Origin of the sequence: Polaromonas glacialis, from assembly GCF_000709345.1 — a bacterium.
Lineage (GTDB): Bacteria > Pseudomonadota > Gammaproteobacteria > Burkholderiales > Burkholderiaceae_C > Polaromonas > Polaromonas glacialis.
Genome location: NZ_KL448323.1, coordinates 1,756,320 through 1,778,918, shown reverse-complemented (window position 1 = coordinate 1,778,918; position 22,599 = coordinate 1,756,320). Strand labels below are relative to the sequence as shown.

Below are 22,599 nucleotides of genomic sequence, written 5' to 3'. Positions count from 1 at the left end.
GCCGATGCTGCCTGGCCTGGGAAATCCGCTATTTCTTGCCTTCCGCCTTGAGGGCGTCTTGCATGGCCTTCATCGGGTCGTCTTCCGGCGCAGGCGCCGCTTGAAGGCTGGCTGGACCTGTCGCGGGCACTGAATTCTCGCTGGTGCCTGGCTGGCTTGGGGCGGAAGGTGCTTCCTCGCTGCCGTATTCGGCCCCTTCTCCCTGGGGTGGCAGGCTGTCGCGCATCTGCTCGCCGATGCTTTCCATGTTGACCTCCTGTTTCTTGTCCAAACTGCCGGTCACCAGTTGGGGGAAGGCGATCAGCAGGCCGACCATGGTCAACTGGATCAGCACGAAGGGAATGGCGCCCTTGTAGATCTGCATCGTGGTCACCGGCTCCATGATCTTGCGGGTCACCCTGTCCACATAAGGCTTTTCCGGGGCGACCGAGCGCAGGAAAAACAGCGCGAAGCCGAACGGCGGATGCATGAAGGAGGTCTGCATGTTCACCGCCAGCAGCACGCCGAACCAGATCAGGTCGATGCCCAGCTTGTCGGCCACCGGCGCCAGCAGCGGCACCACGATGAAGGACAGTTCGAAGTAATCGAGGAAAAACGCCAGGAAGAAGATCATGACGTTGACCAGGATCAGGAAGCCGATCTGGCCGCCGGGCAGGTCAGTCAGCAGGTGCTCCACCCATTTCGGTCCATCGGCGGCCTGGAACACCAGGCTGAACACGGTGGCGCCGATCAGGATGAACATCACGAAGCTGGCCAGCCGGGTGGTCGACGCCAGGGACTGCTTGAGCAGCTTCATGTCCAGCCGGCCGCGCGCCCACCCCATGACCAGCGCACCCATGGCGCCCATGGCGCCACCTTCGGTCGGCGTCGCCACGCCCAGGAAGATGGTGCCCAGCACCAGGAAGATCAGCAGCAGCGGCGGGATCAGGACAAAGGTTACGCGCTCGGCCAAGCGCGACAGCAGGCCGAGCCGGGTAGCGCGGTTCACCAGCGCGATGACCAGCGCCAGGAATACGCCGCCGCACATGGCGACCACCACTTTTTCGTCGGTGGGCACGGAGGTCACCTGCGTGCCTTGCCACCAGCTATGCACCGCCTCCATGTTGCGTGCGAGCACGACGGCGACCGCGGCTGACAGTGCCGTCAGCACGGCCAGCGAGGCGTAGCCGCCGCTGCCATTGGGTTCGCGGTAGGTGCGCGCCTCCGGCGGCAATGCCGGGACGAGCGCCGGTTTGAAGATAGCCAAAGCCATCACATAGACGACATACAGGCCCATCAGCATGAAGCCGGGCAGGAAAGCGCCCTTGTACATGTCGCCGACGCTGCGGCCGAGCTGGTCGGCCATGATGATCAGCACCAGCGAAGGCGGGATGATCTGCGCCAGGGTGCCGGAGGCGGCAATCACCCCCGCTGTCAGGGGCCTGTGGTAGCCATAGCGCAGCATGATGGGCAGGGAGATCAGGCCCATGGAGATGACCGACGCTGCCACCACACCGGTCGTGGCCGCCAGCAGCGCGCCGACGAAGATCACCGCCAGCGCCAAGCCGCCGCGCATTGGCCCGAAGACCTGGCCGATGGTGTCGAGCAGGTCCTCCGCCATGCCGCTGCGCTCCAGGATCAGCCCCATGAAGGTGAAGAAGGGCACGGCCAGCAGCGTGTCATTGGACATGATGCCAATCAGGCGCTGGGGCAGCCAAGCGATCACGGACGAGGGGAACACGCCGACTTCGATGCCGACGAAACCGAAGAACAGGCCGCAGGCGCCCAGGCTGAAGGCGACCGGAAAGCCCAGCAGCAGGAATATGAACAGCCCGGCGAACATGATCGGGGCGAAATTGGTGGTGAAGAATTCCATGGTGAGTCGTTCCGGGCGCTTAGCGTTGGGGGGCAGCGTCGCCGCCGGCTTCAAGGGTTACGGCTGCCGTCCGGGCGCGCAGCGCCTCGGCCAGTTCTTCCTCGGCCGACTTGTCGGCAAGGCGACCCATCGGGTCGGGTCCCTCGCCGCGCAGGAAGGCGATGCGCTTGATGAGTTCCGACCAGCCTTGCAGCATCAGCAGCGTGAAGCCAACAGGCAGTGCCGCCCAGACCGGCCAGCGGATCAGGCCGCCCGAGTTGCCGGACATCTCGCCGGTCTGGTACATCTGGATGGCCAGCGGCGTGCCGAGGTACAGCACCACAAGGCAAAGCGGCGTCAGGAAGAAGGCGAAGCCGATGATGTCGATCCAGACCTGCGCACGCTTGGACAGGCGGCTGTTCAGCACGTCGATGCGCACATGCTCGCGGTGCAGCAGCGTGTAGCCGGCCGCCGCCAGGAAGGACCAGGCAAACAGGTACCACTGCGCTTCGAGGAAGGCGTTGGAGCTGGTGTCGAATACCTTGCGCACGATGGCATTGACGGCACTGATGGCCGTGGCGGCAAAGATGAGCCAGATCACGTACTTGCCGACCTGGGCATTGAGCCAGTCCACGGCATTGGAAAACTTCAACAGGGCGCGCATTTTTTTGTCTCCAGGGTAAAGGAAACCACGCATAAAAATTCATCCGGAAGACATGGGTGCGTCGTTCCGGATGAAGCTTGCGTGGGTGAGGGATTTTAGAAGGAATTACAGAACCGCCAGACCGTTCCTGGCGGCGTGATTTTCCTGGAGCGTTTCACAGAACTTCCACGCCCTGGCCTTCCAGCATGCGACCGACGATTCGGGCACCGGGAAAGCCCTGCGCGTAAAAACAGGCCAGCACTGCGTCGGCCGCCTCGGGCGCGCAGGCCACCAGCAGGCCGCCGCTGGTCTGCGGGTCGCTCAGCAGGGCCTGGTGTGCCGGACTGATGGCGGCGGTCAGGACCACCTCCGCGCCATAGCTTTCCCAATTGCGCCCCGACGCGCCGGTGACCATGCCCTGTTTGGCGAGTTCGAGCACGCCGGGCAGCAGCGGAACCTGGTCGAGCTGAAGCTGCATCTTGAGCTGTGCGCCGCGCGCCAGCTCTAACCCGTGGCCGAGCAGGCCAAAACCGGTCACGTCGGTCAGCGCATGCACCGCGTCCATGGCCGAGAGTTCGATGCCCGGCTTGTTCAGCTGCGTGGTGACGGCAATCATCTGCGCATAGCCTTCGGCGCTCAGCGCTTCCTTTTTCAGCGCTGCCGACAAAATGCCGACGCCCAGCGGCTTGCCCAGGATGAGCACATCGCCTGCCTGGGCGCCGGAGTTTTTCTTGACGCGCGAAGGGTGGATCAGCCCCATCACCACCAGGCCGTAGATCGGCTCGACCGAGTCGATGGTGTGGCCGCCGGCAATCGGGATGCCGGCGTCGCGGCACACGTCCTGGCCGCCGCGCAAAATGGCGCCGATGGTTTCCAGCGGCAGCACGTTGATCGGCATGCCGACGATGCCCAGCGCCATGATGGGCGTGCCGCCCATGGCGTACACGTCGCTGATGGCGTTGGTCGCGGCGATGCGGCCAAAGTCGTACGGGTCATCGACGATGGGCATGAAAAAGTCGGTGGTGGCAATCAAGGCTTGATCGTCGTTGAGCTGGTACACGGCGGCATCGTCGGCGGTTTCAATGCCGACCAGCAGTTGCGGCGGCAGATTAATGCCTGGCAGGTTGCTCGAATTCTTCAGGATCTCGGTTAGCACGCCCGGCGCAATCTTGCAGCCGCAGCCGCCGCCGTGCGACAGGCTGGTCAGGCGCGGTGCGGCCGGGGTTTTTGGAGCGTCGGAAGGGGTCATCAGGAAACTTTCAAGGACAGGGCAGGCTGGATAGGCTGGCAGGCAGGGCAAGGTGATCGTGCGGGAGGCCGCCAGGACTGCCCGCCGCGCAAGCCAGCAAGTTTATGACAAGCCGCTTTTCGGTTTGCGGCCCAAAAAGCGGGGCGCGTTCGGCGCATTGGCCTTGCAGCAGGTCCAGGAAAGCAGGCTCGGCCGCGCAGCGCCGCACCAGCGCTGCCAGCCCGGCGTCGTCCCCCGGCGCAAAGTAGCCCGCATAGCCAGTGCCCAGCATGCCGATGTTGCCGCTGATGCGCGACGCGAGCACCGGCGTACACGACTGCACGGCTTCCATGATGACCTGCGCGCCGCCTTCCATCAGCGAGCAGTTCACCAGCAGGTGCGCGCGCTTGATGCGCTGGCGCGTTTGCGCGCGGGGCAGTCCGCCCAGCCAGCGGTAATGCGGCAGGCGCTGCGCCGTGGCGCGGGCCTGCACGGCGAAGCGCGGCGCCAGTGCTTCGCCGATCTGGTCGAAATGGATGCCGGCGGCAAAGCCGTGCGCGGCGGCGCGCATGAAGGTCAGCGGGTCTTTTTCGTCCCGCAGATGGCCGACCATCAGCACGCCGAAGCGGTGGACCGGCTTGCAGGCGGGCTTGAGGGCCGGGGCAGACTGGTAAATCACCCGCGCCTTGGCGCGCCAGGCGTCGGGCAGCGCCGCCAGCCCGGCGTCCTGCAGCACCACCAGGCGGGACGCCAGCGCCAGCGATTGCCGGGCATCGGCATCGAAATGGATGTCGCGGTACAGGTCGGTGCCGGTCAGCACCACGATCAGCGGCTTTCCGGGCCAGGCTTTGGCCCAGGCCTGGATCGATTCGGCCGAGCGGCGGGCATGCAGCGCCACCATGGCTTGCGGCTCGACTCTTGTCACCTGTGGCGATGGCCACTGCGGCAGCAGCGCAATGTCACAATAACCAGACAAAAATTGTGCCCAGCGGTGCGCTGTATGCCAGTTGCCATTGTTTGATTCGGCCATCGCCGGGCTTACCAGGACCACTGTTTTGGCTTCAGATTTCATACCCAATGCATCACCCGGTTTGATCGATTCGCCCCTCATGCGCAAGGCGGGCAGGGACTTGCTGTCGCTGGCGCTGATGGATGCGCGCAATCATACGTTGCACCTTTTTGGCCAGTACCAAAATGCCCTGGAGTGCGTGAACTTCGCCGTGCCCCTGGCGGCCACGCTCAATCCCCCGTTGTGGGAAATGGGCCATGTGGCCTGGTTTCAGGAGCGCTGGATCGGCCGCAACCTGCAGCGCGCGCTGGGCACGCGCTGCGATCCGGCGCAGGCCCGGCTGGCGTCGATGGAGCCGAACGCCGACCGCTGGTGGGACTCGGACCAGGTGCCGCATGACACGCGCTGGACGCTGGACCTGCCGGACATGGCGGGCTGCCGCGCCTACCTGCTCGACACCCTGGAAAGCACGCTCGATCTGCTTGAAAAAGCCGGGGATGACGACGCCGCCCTGTACTTTTACCGCCTGTGCCTGTTTCACGAAGACATGCATGGCGAAGCCTTCACTTACATGGCGCAAGCCCTGGGCCTGCCCCTGGACAAGCCCTTGCAAAAAGCCTTCATGCCTGCGCCTATGGTGGTGCGCGAGCCGATGCTGGTTCCTGCGACGACCTGGAACATGGGCAGCGCGTCGGGCGCTGGTTCGGGCTTTGCGTTTGACAATGAAAAAGCGGTCCATGCCGTCAGCATCCCCGAGTTTGAAATCGATGCCCAGGCCGTCACCTGGGCGCAGTACGTTGAGTTTGTCGCCGATGGCGGCTATGACCGGCAGGCTTTCTGGCATCCCGAAGGCTGGCAGTGGCTGCAGGCGCAGGCGGCGGGCGAGGGCCGGCGCGGCCCGCGTTACGTGGAGCAGATCGGCATCGGCAGCGGCGCCGTCATCCAGACGCGTTTTGGACAGCCCATGCGCATGCAGGGCAACCAGCCGGCGATGCACCTGAGCTGGTGGGAAGCCGATGCCTGGTGCCGCTGGGCCGGCCGCCGCCTGCCGGCCGAGGTGGAATGGGAAGTGGCGGCGCACACGGCGGCGCGGCGGGGTTTTCGCTGGGGCGATGTGTGGGAATGGATGGGCACCACCTTTCGGCCGTATCCAGGCTTTGTGGCTGACCCTTACCAGGCCTATTCACAGCCGTGGTTCGGTAGCCACAAGGTGCTGCGCGGCGCGTCGTTTGCCACCCGCGCGCGCATGAAGCATCCGAACTTTCGCAACTTCTACCCGCCGGAGCGCGATGACATGTTTTGTGGTTTTCGCTCTTGCGCGTTATGAACGTAGTCGCTGCTTTTGCTTGACTGGCTGCTGGGTTGGCTCTTCTACGTTTTGCTGGCCGGGGGTCGCCCGGCGGCGACTCACTTTTGTTTGCTTCGCCAAAGAAAAGTAAGCAAAAGAAAGGCGACCCGGCTGTCTGGGTCCCTGCGCTGCGCTGCGGGCGACCTGCGCTGCCTGAGAAAAATGGGGGTCCGCGCAAACTCGCTTCACTGCGTTGCGCTCAAACAGCGCGCGGCCCTGATCCCATTTTTCTCAGGCAGCGCAGGCCCAGACAGAACGGGGCAGGCGGGTAATGAAAATCCATAAATCCATAAATCCATAAATCCATAAATCCATAAATCCATAAATCCAAAAATCCAAACAGCCAAACAGCCAAACAGCCAAACAGCCACCGCGCCGAGTTCTAAATAGCAAACGCTACTAATTAAATAGCTGCTTACGAAGGCGTAGCAAGCGCAAGATGCACTTTTGATGCATAAGTCACCGAATCTGTCCCCGAATCCGTTCCCGCAAGTCCCGTTCTGGCTGGGCCTGTGATGGCTGGCAAAAGTGGGATCAGGGCGGCGCGCTGTTTGAGCGCAACGCAGTGAAGCGAGTTTGCGCCGACCCCCGCTTTTGCCAGCCAGCACAGGTTGCCCGAAGCGAAGCGAAGGGACCCAGACAGTCGGGTCGCCTTTTCTTTGGTGGGCGGATTCAAAGACCAAGTGCAACAGTAGGGATAAGGCCGGCTTTTGCCATGCTGGCATCGTCGTAGAACACCTCTGCAGCGCTGCGCCAGCCGAGGCTCTTTCGGGGGCGCGTATTGAGCTCCCAGGCCATCTCATCGAGCTCTCGCTGGGAGTACACGCCCAGGTCCGTGCCCTTGGGCAGGTACTGGCGCAGCAACCCGTTGGTGTTCTCGTTGAGGCCCCGTTGCCAGGGGCTGTGGGGGTCGCAAAAGTAGATTGTCATCCCGGTGTTGTCGGCCAGGCTTTTGTGCAGCGCCATCTCCTTGCCCTGGTCGTACGTCAGCGTCTGGCGCAACTCCTGCGGCAGCGCACAGAACGCCCTGGTGAAGCCGTCGAGCACGTCTGCAGCCTTGCTGCTGCCCAGTTTGACCATCATGGTGAACAGCGACTTCCTGCACACCAGCGTGCCGACAGACGACGCGTTGGCCTTGCCCACGATCAGGTCGCCCTCCCAGTGGCCGGGCAGCAAACGCTCGTTGGCCTGGGCCGGGCGCGCATGAATGCTCAACGTGCCCTGCAGCGAGCCGCGCCTGTCAGTGCCCCGGCTGCGGCGCCTGCGTGCACAGCGGCCCTGGCGCAGCAGCCCGACCAGCTCACGGCGCAGCTCTCCCCCGGGCATGGCGTAGATGGCGGCGTGGATCGCGGTGTAGATGGTTTCATGACAGGCCTGCAACTGACGTTGCCCGGGATGGCGCTGCCTGAGTTTGGCAGCGATCTGCTCGGGCGAGCACTTCAGTTCCAGCAGCGCCCTGACCTCGGCCCACAGGAGACCAGTGTGGTGGAGTTTGCGCGACGGCCAGGCTTCGCGGCGCACCCGTCTGGCCCGCTTGCCGGCGCGCTTTGCGTCATAGCCGCCAGCGATGCGGGGGCGACCCATGACGCATTGCCCGGCTTCGCTTTGCCACTCATTGCGGCGCAGCTCGCGCGAGATCGTGCTCGGCGCTCTGCCCAGTGCACTGGCAATCGAGCGCATGCTGCAGAACTGCAGCTTCATGGCCATCACCACGCCGCGCTCTTCAGCATTCAATTGTTGATAGGTTCTTGTCATGCAACTCCTCCGGATTCGTAGTGTTGCACTTGCGATTTGAATCCGCCGTGACTTTTTTTTGGCGAAGCAAAAGAAAGTTACTTGCCGCCGGGCAACCCCCGGCCAGCAAAACCCAGAGAAGTTAACCCAGCCAAGCATCAGCCCGCAGCCAGCGTCAAGCCGTCAATCTTTAGCTTTGCGGTAACTCCACCACGGCAGCGCCGCCCGCAATGACAGCACCTTGCCGCTCTGCGCCAGCGCGCCGCCATACCCCGGCAGCGCGTCCAGCGTGGCCTGCCATGCGCCGCCTTGCAGTTCCCTGAGAAGCGCCTGTACCGGCGGTGTGGGCAACTCGGACTTCAGGCAGACCAAGTGGTAGCGCTCCCGCGCCAGCGGCACAAACCCCAGGCCCTTTTCCCGCGCAGCCGCCTCGATGCCCAGGCCCGCATCAGCCGCGCCGCTGGCAACGGCCTGCGCCACGGCGGTGTGCGACGGCTCGACCGTACCGTAGCCCTGAATGTCGCAGGCCGCCATGCCGGCTTCGGCCAGCAGCTCGTCCAGCAGCACCCGCGTCCCGCTGCCCTGGAGCCGGTTCACATAGCGGATGCCCGGCTGCTTCAGGTCGGCCAGGCTGTCGATGCGCAGCGGGTTGTTGCGCGCCACCATCAGGCCCTGCTGGCGGTGCGCAAAGCCGATCAGCTTGTGCAGGCCGGGCTTGAGCAGGCTGCGGTAGGTCTGTGCCGCCACCGAATGTCGGGCGGGCTGGTCGCGCGCATGAAAGCCGGCCATCATGCAGCGCCCGGCGTTGAGCGCCGCGATGGCATCGACGCTGCCCATGAAGCGGAGGTCCAGGTGCAGGCCCTGCGCGCTGGCCTGGTCGCGCAGCGCCAACAGCGCCGCGTCGTGGCTGGCATACAGCGTGAGGACGTGCGCGCTGTCGTCGAACGCCGTTGAAAAAGCGCGTTCGATGTCGCCGCGCAGCGCCTCGATCTGCGGTGCCAGCCGGGCCTGCGCCTGGCGTTCGGCCCACAGCAGCTTGTCGCCGAACTCGGTCAGGCGCGCGCGCTGGCCCTTGTCCCAGACGATCAGGCTGCGGCCCAGCGTTTGTTCCCAGTCCTTGAGCGAGCCCCAGACGTGGCGGTAGGACAGGCCAAGCGCCCTGGCGGCCTTTGAAATCGAGCCTTGCTCGCTGACCGCGTGCAGCATGTCCATCATCGGGTTGCGGATCAGCGCGTCCTTGCCGCGCTGCGGGCTCAGGAGGTAGGAAAGTTCGATCTTGTGCATGGTGTGTACACGGATTATCGGTGCGGCCCATGGCGCCGGACGGCCGGTTTTTCCTATGCAAAGCGCTTCATAACGACAACGCCCCAAGCGCCGCACAGTCGGAAAAGCTGCGCTACAGTCGCGCCACAACCCACCCCATGAACACCTTTTCCGACAGCGCCTTCACCGCCTTTTCGCTCATCACTTCGCTCGACCCGCTGTTTGCCGGCATCGTCGGCCGGTCGCTGGCTGTCAGCGCGCTGGCCTGCCTCATCGCCTGCAGCGCCGGGCTGCTGCTGGGCGCCTGGATGGGCGTGGCGCGTTTCAAGGGGCGGGCCGTGGTGCTGGCGCTGCTCAACACCGCGCTGGCGCTGCCATCGGTGGTGGTCGGGCTGGTGGTGTATTTGCTGCTGTCGCGCAGCGGTCCGCTGGGTTTCTTGGGCTGGCTATTTTCCTTCAAGGCCATGGTGCTGGCGCAAACCATCCTGGTGCTGCCGGTGGTGACGGCGCTGGTGCGCCAGACCATCGATGACGCCGAGCGCAGCCACGGCGAGCAGTTCGCCTCGCTGGGCGCGCGCCGCTTCATGCGCAGCCTGATCCTGCTGTGGGACGAGCGCTATGCCCTGCTGACGGTGCTGATGGCCGCCTTTGGCCGCGCCATTTCTGAGGTCGGCGCGGTGATGGTCGTGGGCGGCAACATCGAGGGCTTTACCCGCGTGATGACGACCTCGATCGCGCTGGAAACCAGCAAGGGCGACCTGCCGCTGGCGCTGGCGCTCGGCCTGGTGCTGCTCGGCGTGGTGCTGCTGCTCAACCTGCTGATCGCGCTGGTGCGGCGCTGGCGCGAGCGGGTCGATGACCCGCTGCCCGATCTTGACGCCGCGCTGGCGGCAGCGCCGGTGGCGCGGGGCGCCTCGTCATGACGCTGCTCTTTGACCTGCAGGCCGTTGGCGTGCAGTTCGGCCGCGTGCAGGCGCTGCGCGGCTGCACCTTGTGTATCCAGGCCGGCGAAAGGCTGGCGCTGGTCGGCTCCAACGGCAGCGGCAAAAGCACCCTGCTGCGCACCCTGCACGGGCTGGTCAAGCCAGACCAAGGACATTTCCAGGCGGACGCGCGCGCGCGCCAGGCGATGCTGTTCCAGCGGCCCTACATGCTGCGCGCCAGCGTGCTGCACAACGTCGCGCTGGGCTTGTGGCTCAGCAGCGTGCCGTGGACGCTGGCCAAGGCGCAGGCGCTGCAGGCGCTCGAACGGGTGGGGCTGGCCGACCTGGCCGGGCGCCATGCCAAGGCGCTTTCCGGCGGGCAGCAGCAGCGCGTGGCGCTGGCGCGCGCCTGGGCACTGAAAGCCCAAGTGCTGCTGCTCGACGAGCCGACGTCCAGTCTGGACCCGGCGGCCAAGCGCGAGGTCGAGCGGCTGATGGCCGAATTCGCCGACGACGGCATGACGCTGATTTTCAGCAGCCACAACCTCGGCCAGGTCAAGCGCCTGGCCAGCCGCGTGGTGTACCTGGAGCAGGGCCGGCTGATCGCCGACTTGCCGACGGCTGCGTTTTTCAACGGACCGTTGCCGGTGGCGGCGGACAATTTTCTAAAAGGGGAACTCGGATGAACGGTTTTAGCAGATTTCTCATGCCTTTCAGGGCTCTTGCGCTTATTCCACTTGCGCTGGCAGCTACGCTTTCGATAGCGCAGACGCCGAGCATCGTGATGGCCTCCACGACTTCGACCGAGCAGTCCGGGCTGTTCGGCCATTTGCTGCCGGAATTCAAAAAGGCCTCCGGCATCGACGTGAAGGTCGTGGCGGTCGGCACCGGCCAGGCCATCGACATGGGCCGCCGGGGCGACGCCGACGTGCTGTTTGTCCACGACCAGGTGGCCGAGGAAAAGGTCGTCGCCGAAGGCTTTGCCCTCAAGCGCTACCCGGTGATGTACAACGACTTCGTGCTGGTCGGCCCGGCCGCCGACCCGGCCCAGGTCAAGGGTAATGACATCGTTGACGCCTTGAAAAAAATCAACGCCGCCAATACCAGCGCCATCGGCTTCATCTCGCGCGGCGACAAGAGCGGCACCCATGCGGCTGAATTGCGTTACTGGAAAACCGCCGGCGCCCCAGCCCCGGCATTTTCCGGCTACAAGGCCTGCGGCTGCGGCATGGGGCCGGCGCTGAACATGGCCGCCAGCCTGGGCGCCTATGTGCTGGCCGACCGGGGCACCTGGCTGTCGTTCAAGAACCAGGCCGGCCTGGCCGTGCTGGTCGAGGGCGACAAGCGCCTTTTCAACCAGTATGGCGTGATGGTCGTCAACCCGGCCAAACACCCGCAGATCAAGGTGCTTGAGGCGCAAAAGTTTGTTGACTGGGTGATTTCGCCGGCCGGGCAGGGCGTGATTGCCGCTTACAAGATCAACGGCCAGCCGCTGTTTTTCCCCAACGCCGCGCCGTAAGGGAGGCGGAGATTTCCAATGTACCCATGTCATGCCGGGCTTGACCCGGCATCCATGAATTCGGGGCCATGGATTGCGGGGCAAGCCCGCAATGACAGCCATTTAAAACCGGTACTTTTAAAATTTCCTTATCCCTAAGCCGGCCCGCGTTTGCTGACCTTGCCGCGTCAGGCCGGCGTTCTAACTCTTTACAATCGCGCCGTGCCTCACCATCCATTCGCCCGCCCGCCCTTGTCCGTGTGGGCGCGCGTGGCCGTTTTCTTCAGCTTCCTGGCCGTACTGTCGGCGCTGGTGGCGCCGGCCAGCATGCTGGCCGAAGAGGTGCGCACCGGCCAGCTCGGCGGCATCTGCAGTGCGAACGCCGTCTGGGGCAGCAGCGCGGACGACGGCTCCGGCGATGCACCGCAGGCCGGCGCGCACTGCGACCTGTGCGGTGCGCTGGGCTGGGCCTTGCCGCCGCAGCCTGTCACGGCCATTCCCTGCTTTGCCGGCGTACAGGTGGCCGCCGCCGATTTTCCGTCCGATGTAGCCGCCACCAACCCCGGGCTGCCTTTCAGCCGTGGGCCGCCCGCACTCCTGAACTGAACCGCCTCCACCGGGGCTTGGGCTTGCGTGCTGACCAAGGGGCCCGCACGCGCTTTATCGTTGCGTTCCACAGTGTGCGTTCGATGAATTCACCAGGACATTTCCCTTCAATTTTTCCCATTCAGCCGGCGGGTTCCGCCGGATTTTGAAAAACTCACCGTTGGATAATTTCATGAAACTCAAAGTATTGACCGCCACCTTGCTGCTGGCCTGCGGCGCCCTTCATGCCCAGACCGTTGACGTCAGCGGCGCCTGGGTCCGCGCCACCGTGCAGGGCCAGAAGGGCACGGGCGCCTTCATGAACCTCACCGCCAGGGACGGCGCCAGACTGGTCGGCGTGTCCACGCCCGTGGCCGGCGTGGCCGAAGTGCATGAAATGAAAGTGGACGGCGACATCATGAAGATGCGCGCGCTGCCCGCGCTGGACCTTCCGGCCGGCCAGGCCGTGCAGCTCAAGCCCGGCGGCTACCACCTCATGCTCATGGACCTGAAGCAGCCCCTCCCCAAGGGCAGCACGGTGCCGCTGACGCTGCGCCTTCAGGATGCCCAGGGCGTTGAAACCCGTCAGGAAGTCATCGTGCCTGTCAGAACGGCGGCCCCTGCTGCCATGACTGGAAACGCCGCAGACCACGGCGCCCACAAGCACTGAGTGTGCGGGCGGTGCCGCACAGGTAACACCGTGTTTGCGCAGGCCTTGAAGCTGACGAAAACTTGACCTGTGTCATGGCATGCGGGCTAGCTGCAAGGCATGCTGTGCGCTAGTCAAAAAATTTCAGGAGACCGCCATCAAACACACCAGCCTGCAAATCATCCGCGACGAGCATTCGTCGCTGGCCGCCATGCTCAAGTCCATGACCCTGATGGTCGAGCGCGGCCCCGGAGACAACCCGGAACAGTTCTTCGATGTGCTGCGCGCCATGCTGTTCTACATCGACGAATTTCCCGAGCGCCTGCACCACCCCAAGGAGTCCGACCTGCTGTTCCCGCGCGTGGTGCGGGCAGCGCCGTCGGTCATGGCGGCGGTGCAAAAACTCGAAAGCGACCACATGAACGGCGAAAAAGCCGTGCGTGAGCTTCAACACCTGCTGCTGGCCTGGGAACTGCTGGGCGAGCCGCGCAAGCCCACTTTCGTGGCCCAGTGCACCAGCTACGTGAAGTTTTACCTGGAGCACATGCGGCTCGAAGAAACCGTGATCCTGCCCGAAGCCGAAAAGGTGCTGAGCGATGCCGACTGGAAGGAACTGGACGCCGCGTTCGAGAAGAACTGCGACCCGCTGACCGGAAAATATCCGCCCGACCCGGCCTATGACCGCCTGTTCACGCGCATCGTGATGCGGGCGCCGGCGCCCATCGGGCTGGGCGACAGCTGACTCGTCAGGGCCATGGAAAGCGGCTAAATTTATAACAAAAAATGGCTTTTGCGCAGTCCTAGCCTGCGCGAGTAGCTATGAAAAACGCAGCAGACTTGATCCCCGCCACGGTCATCAAAAGCGAACCCATCACGTGCAGCAGGGCCGTGAAGGCTGCCAGGCCGTAGCGCGCCTCAAGCAGGTACGCCACGACCTCGGCCGAGAAAGTGGAAAACGTCGTCAGCCCGCCCAGAAAGCCCGTGACCAGCAGCAGCCGCCAGACCGGGTCGATCTGCGGCATGGACTGCAAGACCGCTACCGCCACGCCGACCAGGTAGCCGCCCAGCAGGTTGGCTGCCAGCGTGCCCCAGGGAATCAGGCCGCCGGGCGACAGCCACAGACCCAGGCCCCAGCGCGACAGCGCGCCCGCCGAGGCGCCGATGCAGATGGCCAGCACCGTTCCCATGTCCTAGTTCGCCATTTTTTGCGGCAGCCAGGTGACGATGCCAGGGAACACATAGATCAGCGCCACCGCCGCGCACATCAGGAAAAACATCGGCATCGTGACTTTGGCAATCCAGGTGAGCTGGCGGCCGGTCATGCCCTGCAGCACGAAGAGGTTGAAACCGACCGGCGGCGTGATCTGCGCCATCTCGACCACCAGCACCACGAAAATGCCGAACCAGATCGGGTCGATGCCGGCGGCCTGCACCGTCGGCATGAGCACGCCCATGGTCAGCACGACCATCGAGATACCGTCCAGAAAGCAGCCCAGGATGATGAAGAACACCGACAGCGCTACGATGAGCTGCGCCTTGCTCAACCCCAGCGTGCCGATCCATTCGGCCAGGTGGCGCGGCAAGCCGATGTAGCCCATGGCCAGCGTCAAAAAGGCCGCGCCCGCCAAAATGAGGCCGATCATGCAGTACAGCCGGGTCGCGCCCATGAGCGCATCGCGAAAGGTTGCCCAGTTCATCGAACCCTGCAGGGTAGACAAGATCAGCGAGCCGACCACGCCGACGGCGGCGGCCTCGGTAGCCGTGGCCACACCGGAATAGATTGAGCCCAGCACGGCGGCAATCAGCAGCACCACCGGAATCAGGCTGCGCGAGCTGGCGATCTTTTGCATGAAGCTGGTCCTGGCGTCGGCGGGGGGCACCTGTTCCGGATGGCGCAAGGCCCAGAAGATGATGTAGCCCGAGAACAGCGCCGCCAGCAGCAAGCCGGGAAACACCCCGGCAATGAACAGCTTGGAGATCGACACCTCTGCGGCCACGCCATAGACGATCATGATGATCGACGGCGGAATCAAGAGGCCCAGCGTGCTGGCGCCGGCCAGTGTGCCGATGACCATGTGCTCGGGGTAGCCGCGCCGGGTCAGTTCGGGCAGCGTCATCTTGCCGATGGTGGCGCAGGTGGCGGCGCTGGAGCCCGACACGGCGGCAAAGATGGTGCAGCCGATCACGTTGGTGTGCAGCAGCCGCCCCGGCAGGGCCTGCACCCAGGGCGCCAGGCCCTTGAACATGTCCTGGCTCAGGCGCGTGCGAAACAAAATTTCACCCATCCAGACAAACAGGGGCAGGGCGGTCAACGTCCAGCTGGACGACGAGCCCCAGACCGTCACGGCCATGGCGTCGCCGGCGGGGCGCGACGAAAACAGCGTCACCGCCATCCAGGCCACGCCGGTCAGGCTCAGGCCGACCCAGACGCCGCTGCCCAAAATCAAGAGCAGGGCCACCAGCAGGGCGGCGGTGATTGCAAGGTCGTTCATGAAGGGCCGCTTGAGGTGGGGAGGTAGGAAATGAATCGGTTTATTCGTTGCGCAGCGCTTCGTCGCTGCTGTGGGCCATGCGCTGGCCGCTGATTTCCAGCACCAGCTCATCGACAAAGGCAATCGCCAGGATCACCGTGCCGACCGCCATGCCGAGCTGCGGAATCCACAGCGCCGTGGCGTCGCTCGATGTGGAAATGTCGTGAAAGGTGCGCGACTGCCAGGCCAGGCGGCAGCAGTAATACGCGAACATGGCGCTCAGCGCGCTGGCAAAGCCAAGGGCCCACAGCTCCAGCCCCTTTTTCCAGCGGCCGGTCAGCGCCCCCAGGATCAGCGTCACGCGGATGTGCTCGCCGCGCTTGAGGGTGTGGGCCAGCGCCAGGAAGCCGCTGGCCGCCATCAGGTAGCCGGCGTAGGCGTCGGTGCCCGGCACATGGAAATTGAGCTGCCGGCTGACGATGGACAGCACCACCATGACTAGGAGGCCGACCAGGAACAGCGCGGCCAGGGCGGCGGCGCCGTTGTACAGGGCATCGAGCGCTTTTCGCATTCAAGCCTGCTTCAGGACTTGTTGAAGGCGTCGATCAGCGCCTTGCCCTCGGGGCCGGCTTTTTCCAGCCATTCCTTGAGCATCACGTCGCCGACCTTCTTCATGTCGGCCTTGAGCTGCGGCGACGGCGGCAGGACGTTCATGCCATTGGCCTTGAGCTTGTCCAGCGAGTCGGCGTTGGTCTTTTTCGACGCGGTCAGGCCGCGCACTTCGGCATCAAGCGCAGCCTTGAGCACCGCCTGCTTCGTCGGCGCATCGAGCGCATCGAATGCGGCCTTGTTGACGATGACCGCGTTTTTCGGCAGCCAGGCCTGGGTGTCGTAGAAATACTTCAGGCTTTCATAGGTCTTGGTGTCCATGCCGGTGGAGCCGGAGGACATGTAGGACTCGATCACGCCGGTCGCCATGGCCTGCGACAGCTCGGCGGCCTGCACGGTGACCGGCTGGGCGCCCACCAGTTCGGCGATGCGCGCGGTGGACGGGCTGTAGGCGCGCCATTTCACGCCCTTCAGGTCGCTGCCGGCATTGAGCGGCTTCTTGGCAAAGATGCCCTGCGTGGGCCACGGCACCGCGTACAGCAGCGCTATGCCTTGCTCGGCCAGCTTTTTCTCCAGGAAAGGCTTTTGCGCCTTGTAGAGTTTTTGCGACTGGTCGTAGCTGTCGGCCAGGAAGGGCAGGCCATCGGCGCCGAAAAGCGGCCACTCGTTCTGGAAATTGGCCAGCAGGATTTCGCCGGCCTGCGCCTGTCCGCCCTGCACGGCGCGCTTGATTTCCGGCGCCTTGAACAGCGAACCGTTGGCATGCACGGTGATTTTCAGCTTGCCGGCGCTGGCCTTGTCCACGTCGGCGGCAAACTGCGTCAGGTTTTCGGTGTGAAAGTTGGTCGCCGGGTAGGCGGCTGGCAGGTCCCATTTGGTTTGGGCAAAGGCCGGTGCGCCGGCCAGGGCCAGCGTCAAGGCGGCGGCGGTGGCGCTCAGTGCAAACAGACGACGATTCATGAAAGCTCCAGGGTTAATTCGCAGGGTCGGTGAATAAATGTAAAGCGCATTTTGGCGGGCTGACCGGGTGTTTTCCCTAAACGTCAACAAATCGTTGATGAATTGTGATTTAACTGCCTACAATTTATCCATGCAACAAAGATGCCAGCCTGGAGCGTGCGCGTGATGAAAAAAACCGGCACCCCGGCGCCCCGAGGCGCGCCCCCATCGCCCCCATCGTCCACACCGTCCATTGTCTCGTCGGCGCACTTGGTGTCGCCGCGCAGCGCGGAGATGAGCGAGTTCGAGTTCGGCCTGATCGTGGCGGGCAACGCCTTTCACCGCTGGGTCGTGCACTGCATGAGTGCGGCCGGCCTGCCCGACCTGACGCCGCTCGACGTATTGGTGCTGCACCATGTCACGCACCGCGCCCGCAACAAGCGCCTGGCCGACATCTGTTTCATCATGAATGTCGAGGACACGCACCTGATCAACTACTCGCTCAAGAAACTGCAGAACCTGGGCGTGGTGGTGTCCAGCAAAAGCGGCAAGGACGTGACCTACGCCTGCACCGACATGGGGATGGACCATGTGAACCGCTACCGCGAAATCCGCGAATCGTGCCTGATCAATGCGCTCAATGCCGACGATGGGCTGAACCGCGACATCGGCGAACTGGCGCGCCTGCTGCGCCTGCTGTCGGGCATCTACGACCAGGCGGCGCGCTCGGCGGCCAGCCTTTAACCCCTTTTACCTTCTGGGCACATCATGGAAAAAAATGGCACGCGACGCTGGCAGTTCTGGATCGACCGGGGCGGCACCTTCACTGACGTGGTAGGCCGGCGGCCCGATGGAACGCTGGTCACGCACAAGCTGCTGAGCGAAAACCCCGAGCAGTACCGCGACGCGGCCGTGGCCGGCATTCGCCACCTGCTCGGCCTCAAGACCGGCGAGCCGGTCAGCGCCGACGTGGTCGAGTGCGTGAAGATGGGCACCACCGTGGCCACCAACGCGCTGCTCGAACGCAAGGGCGAGCCGACGCTGCTGGTCACCACGCGCGGCTTTCGGGATGCGCTGCGCATCGCCTACCAGAACCGCCCGCGACTGTTTGACCGCCACATCGTGCTGCCCGAACTGCTCTACAGCGCCGTGGTCGAAGCCGACGAACGCGTCGGCGCGCAGGGCGAAGTGCTGCAGCCGCTGGACGAGGCGCTATTGAAGCGCGAGCTGCTGGCGCACTGCCAGCAAGGGCTGCGCAGCGTGGCGATTGTCTTCATGCACGGCTACCGCTTCACCGCCCACGAAAAAGCCGCCAAACGCATCGCGCAGGAAGTGGGCTTCACGCAGATCAGCACCTCGCATGAAACCAGCCCGATGATGAAGTTCGTCAGCCGGGGCGACACCACCGTGGTCGATGCTTACCTGTCGCCCATCCTGCGCCGCTATGTCGAGCAGGTGGCCGCAGAGATGCCGGGCGTGAAACTGTTCTTCATGCAGTCGTCGGGCGGGCTGACCGACGCCCATGTGTTCCAGGGCAAGGACGCGATCCTGAGCGGCCCCGCCGGCGGCATCGTCGGCATGGCGCGCACGGCGGCGATTGCGGGTATCGAGAAGGTGATTGGTTTCGACATGGGCGGCACTTCGACCGACGTGTCGCATTACGCGGGCGAGTTCGAGCGCGTGTTCGAAACCCAGGTGGCCGGCGTGCGCATGCGCGCGCCGATGATGAGCATCCATACGGTGGCGGCCGGTGGCGGTTCGGTGCTGGCGTTTGACGGTGCGCGCTTTCGCGTCGGCCCCGAGAGCGCCGGGGCCAACCCCGGCCCGGCCAGCTACCGGCGCGGCGGCCCGCTGGCTGTGACCGACGCGAATGTGATGGTCGGCAAGGTGCAGCCGCGCTACTTTCCCAAGGTGTTTGGACCGCAGGCCAATGAATCGTTGAGCCTGGAAGCAGTGCAAGCCAAGTTCGGCGAACTGGCCGTGCAGACCGGCCGCAGCGCCGAGGAAGTGGCCGAGGGTTTCATCGACATCGCCGTGCAGCAGATGGCCAACGCCATCAAGAAAATATCGGTCGCGCGCGGCTACGACGTGACGCGCTACACGCTGCAGTGCTTTGGCGGCGCCGGCGGCCAGCATGCCTGCCTGGTGGCCGATGCGCTGGGCATGAGCAAGGTCTTTGTGCATCCGCTGGCCGGCGTGCTGAGCGCCTACGGCATGGGGCTGGCCGACCAGAACGTGATTCGCGAGCAAGCCGTTGAACTCAAGCTGACAGACGCCGCCTTGCCCGAAATTGCCGATGCGCTCGATGCATTGGCCACGACCGCGCAAGCCGAACTGCAGCGCCAGCAAGTCAGCACGGGCGCCATCACCACGCTGCGGCGCGTGCATGTGCGCTACGAGGGAAGCGACTCCGCGCTCATCGTGCCGTTTGGCACGTTTGAGCAGATTCAATCCGGTTTTGAAGCCGCCTACCGCCAGCGTTTCGCCTTCCTGATGCAGGGCAAGGGCCTGGTCGTGGAAGCCGTGTCGGTCGAGGCCGTGGTGGCGGGCGACGCGCCGGCCGAACCGCGCCACGCGCTGCACGCACCGCGCCAAGTGCCGCGCCGCGAAACCGTGCGCATGTACTCTGGCGGCCAGTGGATTGATGCCGCGCTGGTCGTGCGCGAAGACCTGCAGCCGGGCGACATTATTCCCGGCCCGGCCATCATCGCCGAGAAGAACGCGACCACCGTGGTCGAGCCCGGCTGGGAAGCGAGCCTCACGGCGTTCGACCACCTGATGCTGGACCGGCGGGTGCCGCGCGCCATCAGGTTTGCAGCGGGCACGACGGTGGACCCGGTGCTGCTGGAAGTGTTCAACAACCTGTTCATGAACATTGCCGAGCAGATGGGGCTGCAGCTGCAGAACACCGCCTACTCGGTCAACATCAAGGAGCGGCTGGACTTCAGCTGCGCGCTGTTCGACACCGAAGGCAACCTGATTGCCAACGCACCGCACATGCCGGTGCACCTGGGCTCGATGGGCGAAAGCATCAAGACCGTGATCCGCGAGAACGCCGGCAAGATGCAGCCGGGCGATGTGTATGTGCTGAACGACCCCTACCACGGCGGCACGCACCTGCCTGACATCACCGTGATCACGCCGGTCTACCTGGGCGCTTCGCCGCACCACGACACGCCCACGTTTTACGTCGGCTCGCGCGGCCACCATGCCGACATCGGCGGCATCACGCCGGGCTCGATGCCGCCGTTTTCCACGCGCATCGAGGAAGAAGGCGTGCAGATCAACAACGTCAAGCTGGTCGACCGTGGCGTGCTGCGCGAAGCAGAAATGGTGGCGCTGCTGCAAAGCGGCGAATACCCGAGCCGCAACCCGGCCCAGAACATGGCCGACCTGAAGGCGCAGATTGCCGCCAATGAAAAAGGCGTGCAGGAACTGCGCAAGATGGTCGAGCAGTTCAGCCTGGAGGTGGTGCTAGCCTACATGAACCATGTGCAGGACAACGCCGAGGAGTCGGTACGCCGCGTCATCACGCGGCTGAAAGATGGGCAGTTCACGCTGCTGCTCGACAACGGCGCGCAGATCCAGTTGGCTATCCGGGTCGATACGCAAAACCGCAGCGCCGAGATCGACTTCACCGGCACCTCAGAACAGCAGACCAACAACTTCAACGCGCCGACGGCGGTGTGCATGGCGGCCGTGCTGTATGTGTTCCGCACGCTGGTCGATGACGACATTCCGCTCAATGCCGGTTGCCTCAAGCCGCTCAAGGTCATCATTCCGGCCGGCTCGATGCTGAACCCGAATCCGCCGGCCTCGGTGGTCGCGGGCAATGTGGAAACGTCCAGCTGCATCACCAACGCGCTGTACGGCGCGCTCGGCGTGATGGCGGCCAGCCAGTGCACGATGAACAATTTCACATTCGGCAACGAGCGCTACCAGTATTACGAAACCATCTCGGGCGGCAGCGGCGCGGGCGAGGGCTTTGACGGATGCAGCGTGGTTCAGACCCACATGACCAATTCGCGCCTGACCGATCCCGAGGTGCTGGAGTTCCGCTTTCCGGTGCGGCTGGAAAGCTACGAGATTCGCGCTGGCTCGGGCGGCGCGGGCAAATGGATGGGTGGCAATGGCGGCGTGCGGCGGGTGAAGTTCCTGGAGCTGATGACGGCGAGCATCCTGTCCAACGGCCGCCTGCACGGCGCTTTCGGCATGGCCGGCGGCGAGCCGGGCGAGGTCGGTAAAAACATCGTGGTGCGGGCCGATGGCGCGATTGAAGCGCTGGCGCACATTGGCCAGGCCGAGATGCAGCCGGGCGACGTGTTCGAGATTCACACGCCGGGCGGCGGCGGTTTCGGCGTGGCTTGAAGCGCGGCGTTCCCGTGGAGTCCGGGATTTTGTAACTACTACCGCTTTCGATTTGACCGCTGCGGTTTCTGTTTCTGTTTCTGTTTCTGTTTCTGTTTCTGTTTCTGTTCTTGTTCTTGTTCTTGTTCTTGTTCTTGTTCTTGTTCTTGTTCTTGTTCTTGTTCTTGTTCTTTGGCGTTGGCGTTGGCGTTGGCGTTGGCGTTGGCGTTGGCGTTGGCGTTTGGCGGCTTCTTCTGTGGATTGAGGGGTGAGCGCCTTCCCGGCGGGGGGTAACTTTCTTTTCTGGCAAAAAAGAAAGCCCACCAAAGAAAGTGGCTATGTCACTGTTAAATGTGGAAATTTTCCCAAGGCCATCGCCAAGACAGCTTGCCCAGAGTCGCCATGGTGGCTGTCCAGGGCGCGAAACCAGCCCAGGTAGTTGTCCAGATAGCCCGTGGCAACGCCGTGAAAGCGGTGCAGCCACTGTTTGAGACGGCCGTGATAGGCGTTGACATTCTGGACATGGATGGCGCCGTTGACGCGCACGCCTGCGTTCAGATTGACCGCCTCGTGCGCCAGGTGCGCGTCGTGCGCAAAGCCGCAGTAGGTCCGGTTGCCATCGCTCACCAGCAGCGCATCCTTGGCCAGCACGGGCTGCAGTGCGCCGGCCAGTGCGGCTTTTGTCATCTGCCCGCGTCCCATCACCCAGTCCAGCGTCTGTCCGGCACGGTCCCGAGCCACCAAAACGCAGACCAGTTCACCGGACAGGCCCGCTTTTCTCGCCTTGCTGCCGCGACGGCGAGGCGGGCGGTCCAGCTTGCGACAGCCCTTGCGCGACTCCAGGATATAGGTCTCGTCGGCCTCGGTAATACCTTGCAGCGTTGTCGCGCGGTCTGCCTTGAGGCCGCTGAGAAAGCGATGGCGCCAGCGCAGCGCCGTGTTTCGGTGAACCTGCAGGGCAGTAGCGGCCCGGCGAAGGGTGAGGGACGCGGCCAGGGCTTGACTAAAACCGAACCACTTGCCCTTCTTGCGCAGCCGCGCCAGCGCGGTGCCCGTCAGGGCATTGAACGTGCGGTGGCATGTCCGGCAGCGGTAGCGCTGCAACCCACTGACGTGGCCATGCCGGTAAAGCTCGCTGCCTTGGCAGTGTGGGCAGCAGCGCGGCTCAGTCGCGCTGGACGACTCAATGACGGCCAGCCCTTTTTGCTGCTCATCGAGTTCATCCAGACGCTTTTTGAGCAGTTCACGCTGGCGCAGCGTGAGCCGGGGCACCTGTTGGTTCATCAACGCATTGAAAGTCTCGGCGTTCATGGCTAACCTCCTTCACGGTTCGCTATGAACTCTACGCCTCTGGAAAAAAAATTCCACATCTAACAGTGACAGAGCCAAGAAAGTTGCCTGGGGGTCGGGAGCGGGTTGGAGCTGAGCGCTCCGACGGGCCATCGCTGCGCTGGGCCCTGGGCACCTGGATATGAGGGCTGGTGGCGTTGTCAAAGACTGGCTGGTGCTACCGCTCGTT

The 22,599-nt window shown here is 64.2% G+C and carries 21 protein-coding genes; 10 read left to right on the top strand and 11 right to left on the bottom strand.

The window, feature by feature from the left end; all coding sequences use genetic code 11:
- Positions 1-28: 28 nt before the first annotated feature.
- From EC86_RS0108810 to senB, 4 genes are all read right to left on the bottom strand, one after another.
- The gene (locus EC86_RS0108810; protein WP_029525292.1) at positions 29-1,855 is read right to left on the bottom strand and encodes a TRAP transporter large permease; all 1,827 of its coding nucleotides are present in this window, start codon (positions 1,853-1,855) and stop codon (positions 29-31) included.
- A gap of 19 nt (positions 1,856-1,874) precedes the next feature.
- On the bottom strand, positions 1,875-2,498 hold the full coding sequence (locus EC86_RS0108805; RefSeq protein ID WP_029525291.1) for a TRAP transporter small permease subunit: 624 nt from the start codon (positions 2,496-2,498) through the stop codon (positions 1,875-1,877).
- 154 nt (positions 2,499-2,652) lie between these two features.
- Complete coding sequence (gene selD, locus EC86_RS0108800; RefSeq protein ID WP_029525290.1) at positions 2,653-3,726, bottom strand: selenide, water dikinase SelD; 1,074 nt, start codon at positions 3,724-3,726, stop codon at positions 2,653-2,655.
- A gap of 10 nt (positions 3,727-3,736) precedes the next feature.
- Complete coding sequence (gene senB, locus EC86_RS0108795; protein WP_051676136.1) at positions 3,737-4,777, bottom strand: selenoneine biosynthesis selenosugar synthase SenB; 1,041 nt, start codon at positions 4,775-4,777, stop codon at positions 3,737-3,739.
- 37 nt (positions 4,778-4,814) lie between these two features.
- Between senB and senA the strand changes: the two genes are divergently transcribed.
- Entirely contained in the window at positions 4,815-6,041 is a 1,227-nt protein-coding gene (senA, locus tag EC86_RS0108790; RefSeq protein ID WP_051675795.1) for a selenoneine synthase SenA, read from the top strand.
- Between the two features lie 693 nt (positions 6,042-6,734).
- On the opposite strand, the gene EC86_RS0108785 is transcribed toward senA, so the two are convergent.
- Both EC86_RS0108785 and EC86_RS0108780 read right to left on the bottom strand, forming a co-directional pair.
- The gene (locus EC86_RS0108785) at positions 6,735-7,817 is read right to left on the bottom strand and encodes an IS30 family transposase (RefSeq protein WP_029524521.1); all 1,083 of its coding nucleotides are present in this window, start codon (positions 7,815-7,817) and stop codon (positions 6,735-6,737) included.
- 162 nt (positions 7,818-7,979) lie between these two features.
- Positions 7,980-9,080, bottom strand: a complete 1,101-nt coding sequence (locus EC86_RS0108780) for a substrate-binding domain-containing protein (RefSeq protein WP_029525287.1) — start codon at positions 9,078-9,080, stop codon at positions 7,980-7,982.
- A gap of 137 nt (positions 9,081-9,217) precedes the next feature.
- On the opposite strand from EC86_RS0108780, the gene EC86_RS0108775 reads away from it, so the two are divergent.
- The 6 genes from EC86_RS0108775 (at position 9,218) to EC86_RS0108750 (ending at position 13,456) form a co-directional block, all read left to right on the top strand.
- Positions 9,218-9,982 (top strand): ABC transporter permease, encoded by a 765-nt coding sequence (locus tag EC86_RS0108775; RefSeq protein WP_029525286.1) that lies wholly within the window; start codon positions 9,218-9,220, stop codon positions 9,980-9,982.
- Positions 9,979-10,668 carry an ABC transporter ATP-binding protein gene (locus EC86_RS0108770; protein ID WP_029525285.1) on the top strand — a complete coding sequence of 230 codons (690 nt, stop codon included), beginning with the start codon at positions 9,979-9,981 and terminating at the stop codon, positions 10,666-10,668. Before EC86_RS0108775 ends, EC86_RS0108770 begins: the two co-directional genes overlap by 4 nt.
- Entirely contained in the window at positions 10,665-11,501 is an 837-nt protein-coding gene (locus EC86_RS0108765) for an ABC transporter substrate-binding protein (RefSeq protein ID WP_029525284.1), read from the top strand. The genes EC86_RS0108770 and EC86_RS0108765 overlap by 4 nt, the downstream gene beginning before the upstream one ends.
- Positions 11,502-11,702: 201 nt before the next feature.
- Positions 11,703-12,086: a DUF2946 family protein gene (locus EC86_RS26020; RefSeq protein ID WP_156955264.1), complete on the top strand. Its 384-nt coding sequence runs from the start codon at positions 11,703-11,705 to the stop codon at positions 12,084-12,086.
- A gap of 172 nt (positions 12,087-12,258) precedes the next feature.
- Positions 12,259-12,735, top strand: a complete 477-nt coding sequence (locus tag EC86_RS0108755; RefSeq protein WP_029525282.1) for a copper chaperone PCu(A)C — start codon at positions 12,259-12,261, stop codon at positions 12,733-12,735.
- A gap of 79 nt (positions 12,736-12,814) precedes the next feature.
- Positions 12,815-13,456: a hemerythrin domain-containing protein gene (locus tag EC86_RS0108750; protein ID WP_408633877.1), complete on the top strand. Its 642-nt coding sequence runs from the start codon at positions 12,815-12,817 to the stop codon at positions 13,454-13,456.
- 58 nt (positions 13,457-13,514) lie between these two features.
- Here the strand turns inward: EC86_RS0108750 and crcB are convergent, their stop codons facing one another.
- The 4 genes from crcB to EC86_RS0108730 are packed head-to-tail and all read right to left on the bottom strand — an operon-like array spanning position 13,515 to position 16,754.
- A complete protein-coding gene (gene crcB / locus EC86_RS0108745; protein WP_029525280.1) occupies positions 13,515-13,901 on the bottom strand; it encodes a fluoride efflux transporter CrcB in 387 nt (128 codons plus the stop codon).
- A gap of 3 nt (positions 13,902-13,904) precedes the next feature.
- Positions 13,905-15,206 carry a TRAP transporter large permease gene (locus tag EC86_RS0108740; RefSeq protein WP_029525279.1) on the bottom strand — a complete coding sequence of 434 codons (1,302 nt, stop codon included), beginning with the start codon at positions 15,204-15,206 and terminating at the stop codon, positions 13,905-13,907.
- A gap of 40 nt (positions 15,207-15,246) precedes the next feature.
- Positions 15,247-15,756, bottom strand: a complete 510-nt coding sequence (locus tag EC86_RS0108735) for a TRAP transporter small permease (protein WP_029525278.1) — start codon at positions 15,754-15,756, stop codon at positions 15,247-15,249.
- A gap of 11 nt (positions 15,757-15,767) precedes the next feature.
- Positions 15,768-16,754 carry a TRAP transporter substrate-binding protein gene (locus EC86_RS0108730; protein ID WP_029525277.1) on the bottom strand — a complete coding sequence of 329 codons (987 nt, stop codon included), beginning with the start codon at positions 16,752-16,754 and terminating at the stop codon, positions 15,768-15,770.
- A 165-nt stretch (positions 16,755-16,919) separates the two neighbouring features.
- Between EC86_RS0108730 and EC86_RS0108725 the strand changes: the two genes are divergently transcribed.
- Genes EC86_RS0108725 through EC86_RS28690 form a run of 3 tightly spaced genes read left to right on the top strand, consistent with a single transcriptional unit; the run spans position 16,920 to position 21,345 of the window.
- The gene (locus tag EC86_RS0108725; RefSeq protein WP_029525276.1) at positions 16,920-17,477 is read left to right on the top strand and encodes a winged helix DNA-binding protein; all 558 of its coding nucleotides are present in this window, start codon (positions 16,920-16,922) and stop codon (positions 17,475-17,477) included.
- 24 nt (positions 17,478-17,501) lie between these two features.
- A complete protein-coding gene (locus tag EC86_RS0108720; protein WP_029525275.1) occupies positions 17,502-21,101 on the top strand; it encodes a hydantoinase B/oxoprolinase family protein in 3,600 nt (1,199 codons plus the stop codon).
- Positions 21,102-21,153: 52 nt separating this feature from the next.
- The gene (locus EC86_RS28690; protein WP_156955263.1) at positions 21,154-21,345 is read left to right on the top strand and encodes a hypothetical protein; all 192 of its coding nucleotides are present in this window, start codon (positions 21,154-21,156) and stop codon (positions 21,343-21,345) included.
- Positions 21,346-21,416: 71 nt separating this feature from the next.
- On the opposite strand, the gene EC86_RS0108710 is transcribed toward EC86_RS28690, so the two are convergent.
- Complete coding sequence (locus EC86_RS0108710; protein WP_029524292.1) at positions 21,417-22,391, bottom strand: IS1595 family transposase; 975 nt, start codon at positions 22,389-22,391, stop codon at positions 21,417-21,419.
- Positions 22,392-22,599: the final 208 nt, after the last annotated feature.

Coding starts and splice junctions, on each gene's coding strand:
- EC86_RS0108810 (WP_029525292.1), bottom strand. CDS start 1,855: ATGGAATTCTTCACCACCAATTTCGCCCCGATCATGTTCGCCGGGCTG.
- EC86_RS0108805 (WP_029525291.1), bottom strand. CDS start 2,498: ATGCGCGCCCTGTTGAAGTTTTCCAATGCCGTGGACTGGCTCAATGCC.
- selD (WP_029525290.1), bottom strand. CDS start 3,726: ATGACCCCTTCCGACGCTCCAAAAACCCCGGCCGCACCGCGCCTGACC.
- senB (WP_051676136.1), bottom strand. CDS start 4,777: ATGAAATCTGAAGCCAAAACAGTGGTCCTGGTAAGCCCGGCGATGGCC.
- senA (WP_051675795.1), top strand. CDS start 4,815: ATGCGCAAGGCGGGCAGGGACTTGCTGTCGCTGGCGCTGATGGATGCG.
- EC86_RS0108785 (WP_029524521.1), bottom strand. CDS start 7,817: ATGACAAGAACCTATCAACAATTGAATGCTGAAGAGCGCGGCGTGGTG.
- EC86_RS0108780 (WP_029525287.1), bottom strand. CDS start 9,080: ATGCACAAGATCGAACTTTCCTACCTCCTGAGCCCGCAGCGCGGCAAG.
- EC86_RS0108775 (WP_029525286.1), top strand. CDS start 9,218: ATGAACACCTTTTCCGACAGCGCCTTCACCGCCTTTTCGCTCATCACT.
- EC86_RS0108770 (WP_029525285.1), top strand. CDS start 9,979: ATGACGCTGCTCTTTGACCTGCAGGCCGTTGGCGTGCAGTTCGGCCGC.
- EC86_RS0108765 (WP_029525284.1), top strand. CDS start 10,665: ATGAACGGTTTTAGCAGATTTCTCATGCCTTTCAGGGCTCTTGCGCTT.
- EC86_RS0108755 (WP_029525282.1), top strand. CDS start 12,259: ATGAAACTCAAAGTATTGACCGCCACCTTGCTGCTGGCCTGCGGCGCC.
- EC86_RS0108750 (WP_408633877.1), top strand. CDS start 12,815: ATGCGGGCTAGCTGCAAGGCATGCTGTGCGCTAGTCAAAAAATTTCAG.
- crcB (WP_029525280.1), bottom strand. CDS start 13,901: ATGGGAACGGTGCTGGCCATCTGCATCGGCGCCTCGGCGGGCGCGCTG.
- EC86_RS0108740 (WP_029525279.1), bottom strand. CDS start 15,206: ATGAACGACCTTGCAATCACCGCCGCCCTGCTGGTGGCCCTGCTCTTG.
- EC86_RS0108735 (WP_029525278.1), bottom strand. CDS start 15,756: ATGCGAAAAGCGCTCGATGCCCTGTACAACGGCGCCGCCGCCCTGGCC.
- EC86_RS0108730 (WP_029525277.1), bottom strand. CDS start 16,754: ATGAATCGTCGTCTGTTTGCACTGAGCGCCACCGCCGCCGCCTTGACG.
- EC86_RS0108725 (WP_029525276.1), top strand. CDS start 16,920: ATGAAAAAAACCGGCACCCCGGCGCCCCGAGGCGCGCCCCCATCGCCC.
- EC86_RS0108720 (WP_029525275.1), top strand. CDS start 17,502: ATGGAAAAAAATGGCACGCGACGCTGGCAGTTCTGGATCGACCGGGGC.
- EC86_RS0108710 (WP_029524292.1), bottom strand. CDS start 22,391: ATGAACGCCGAGACTTTCAATGCGTTGATGAACCAACAGGTGCCCCGG.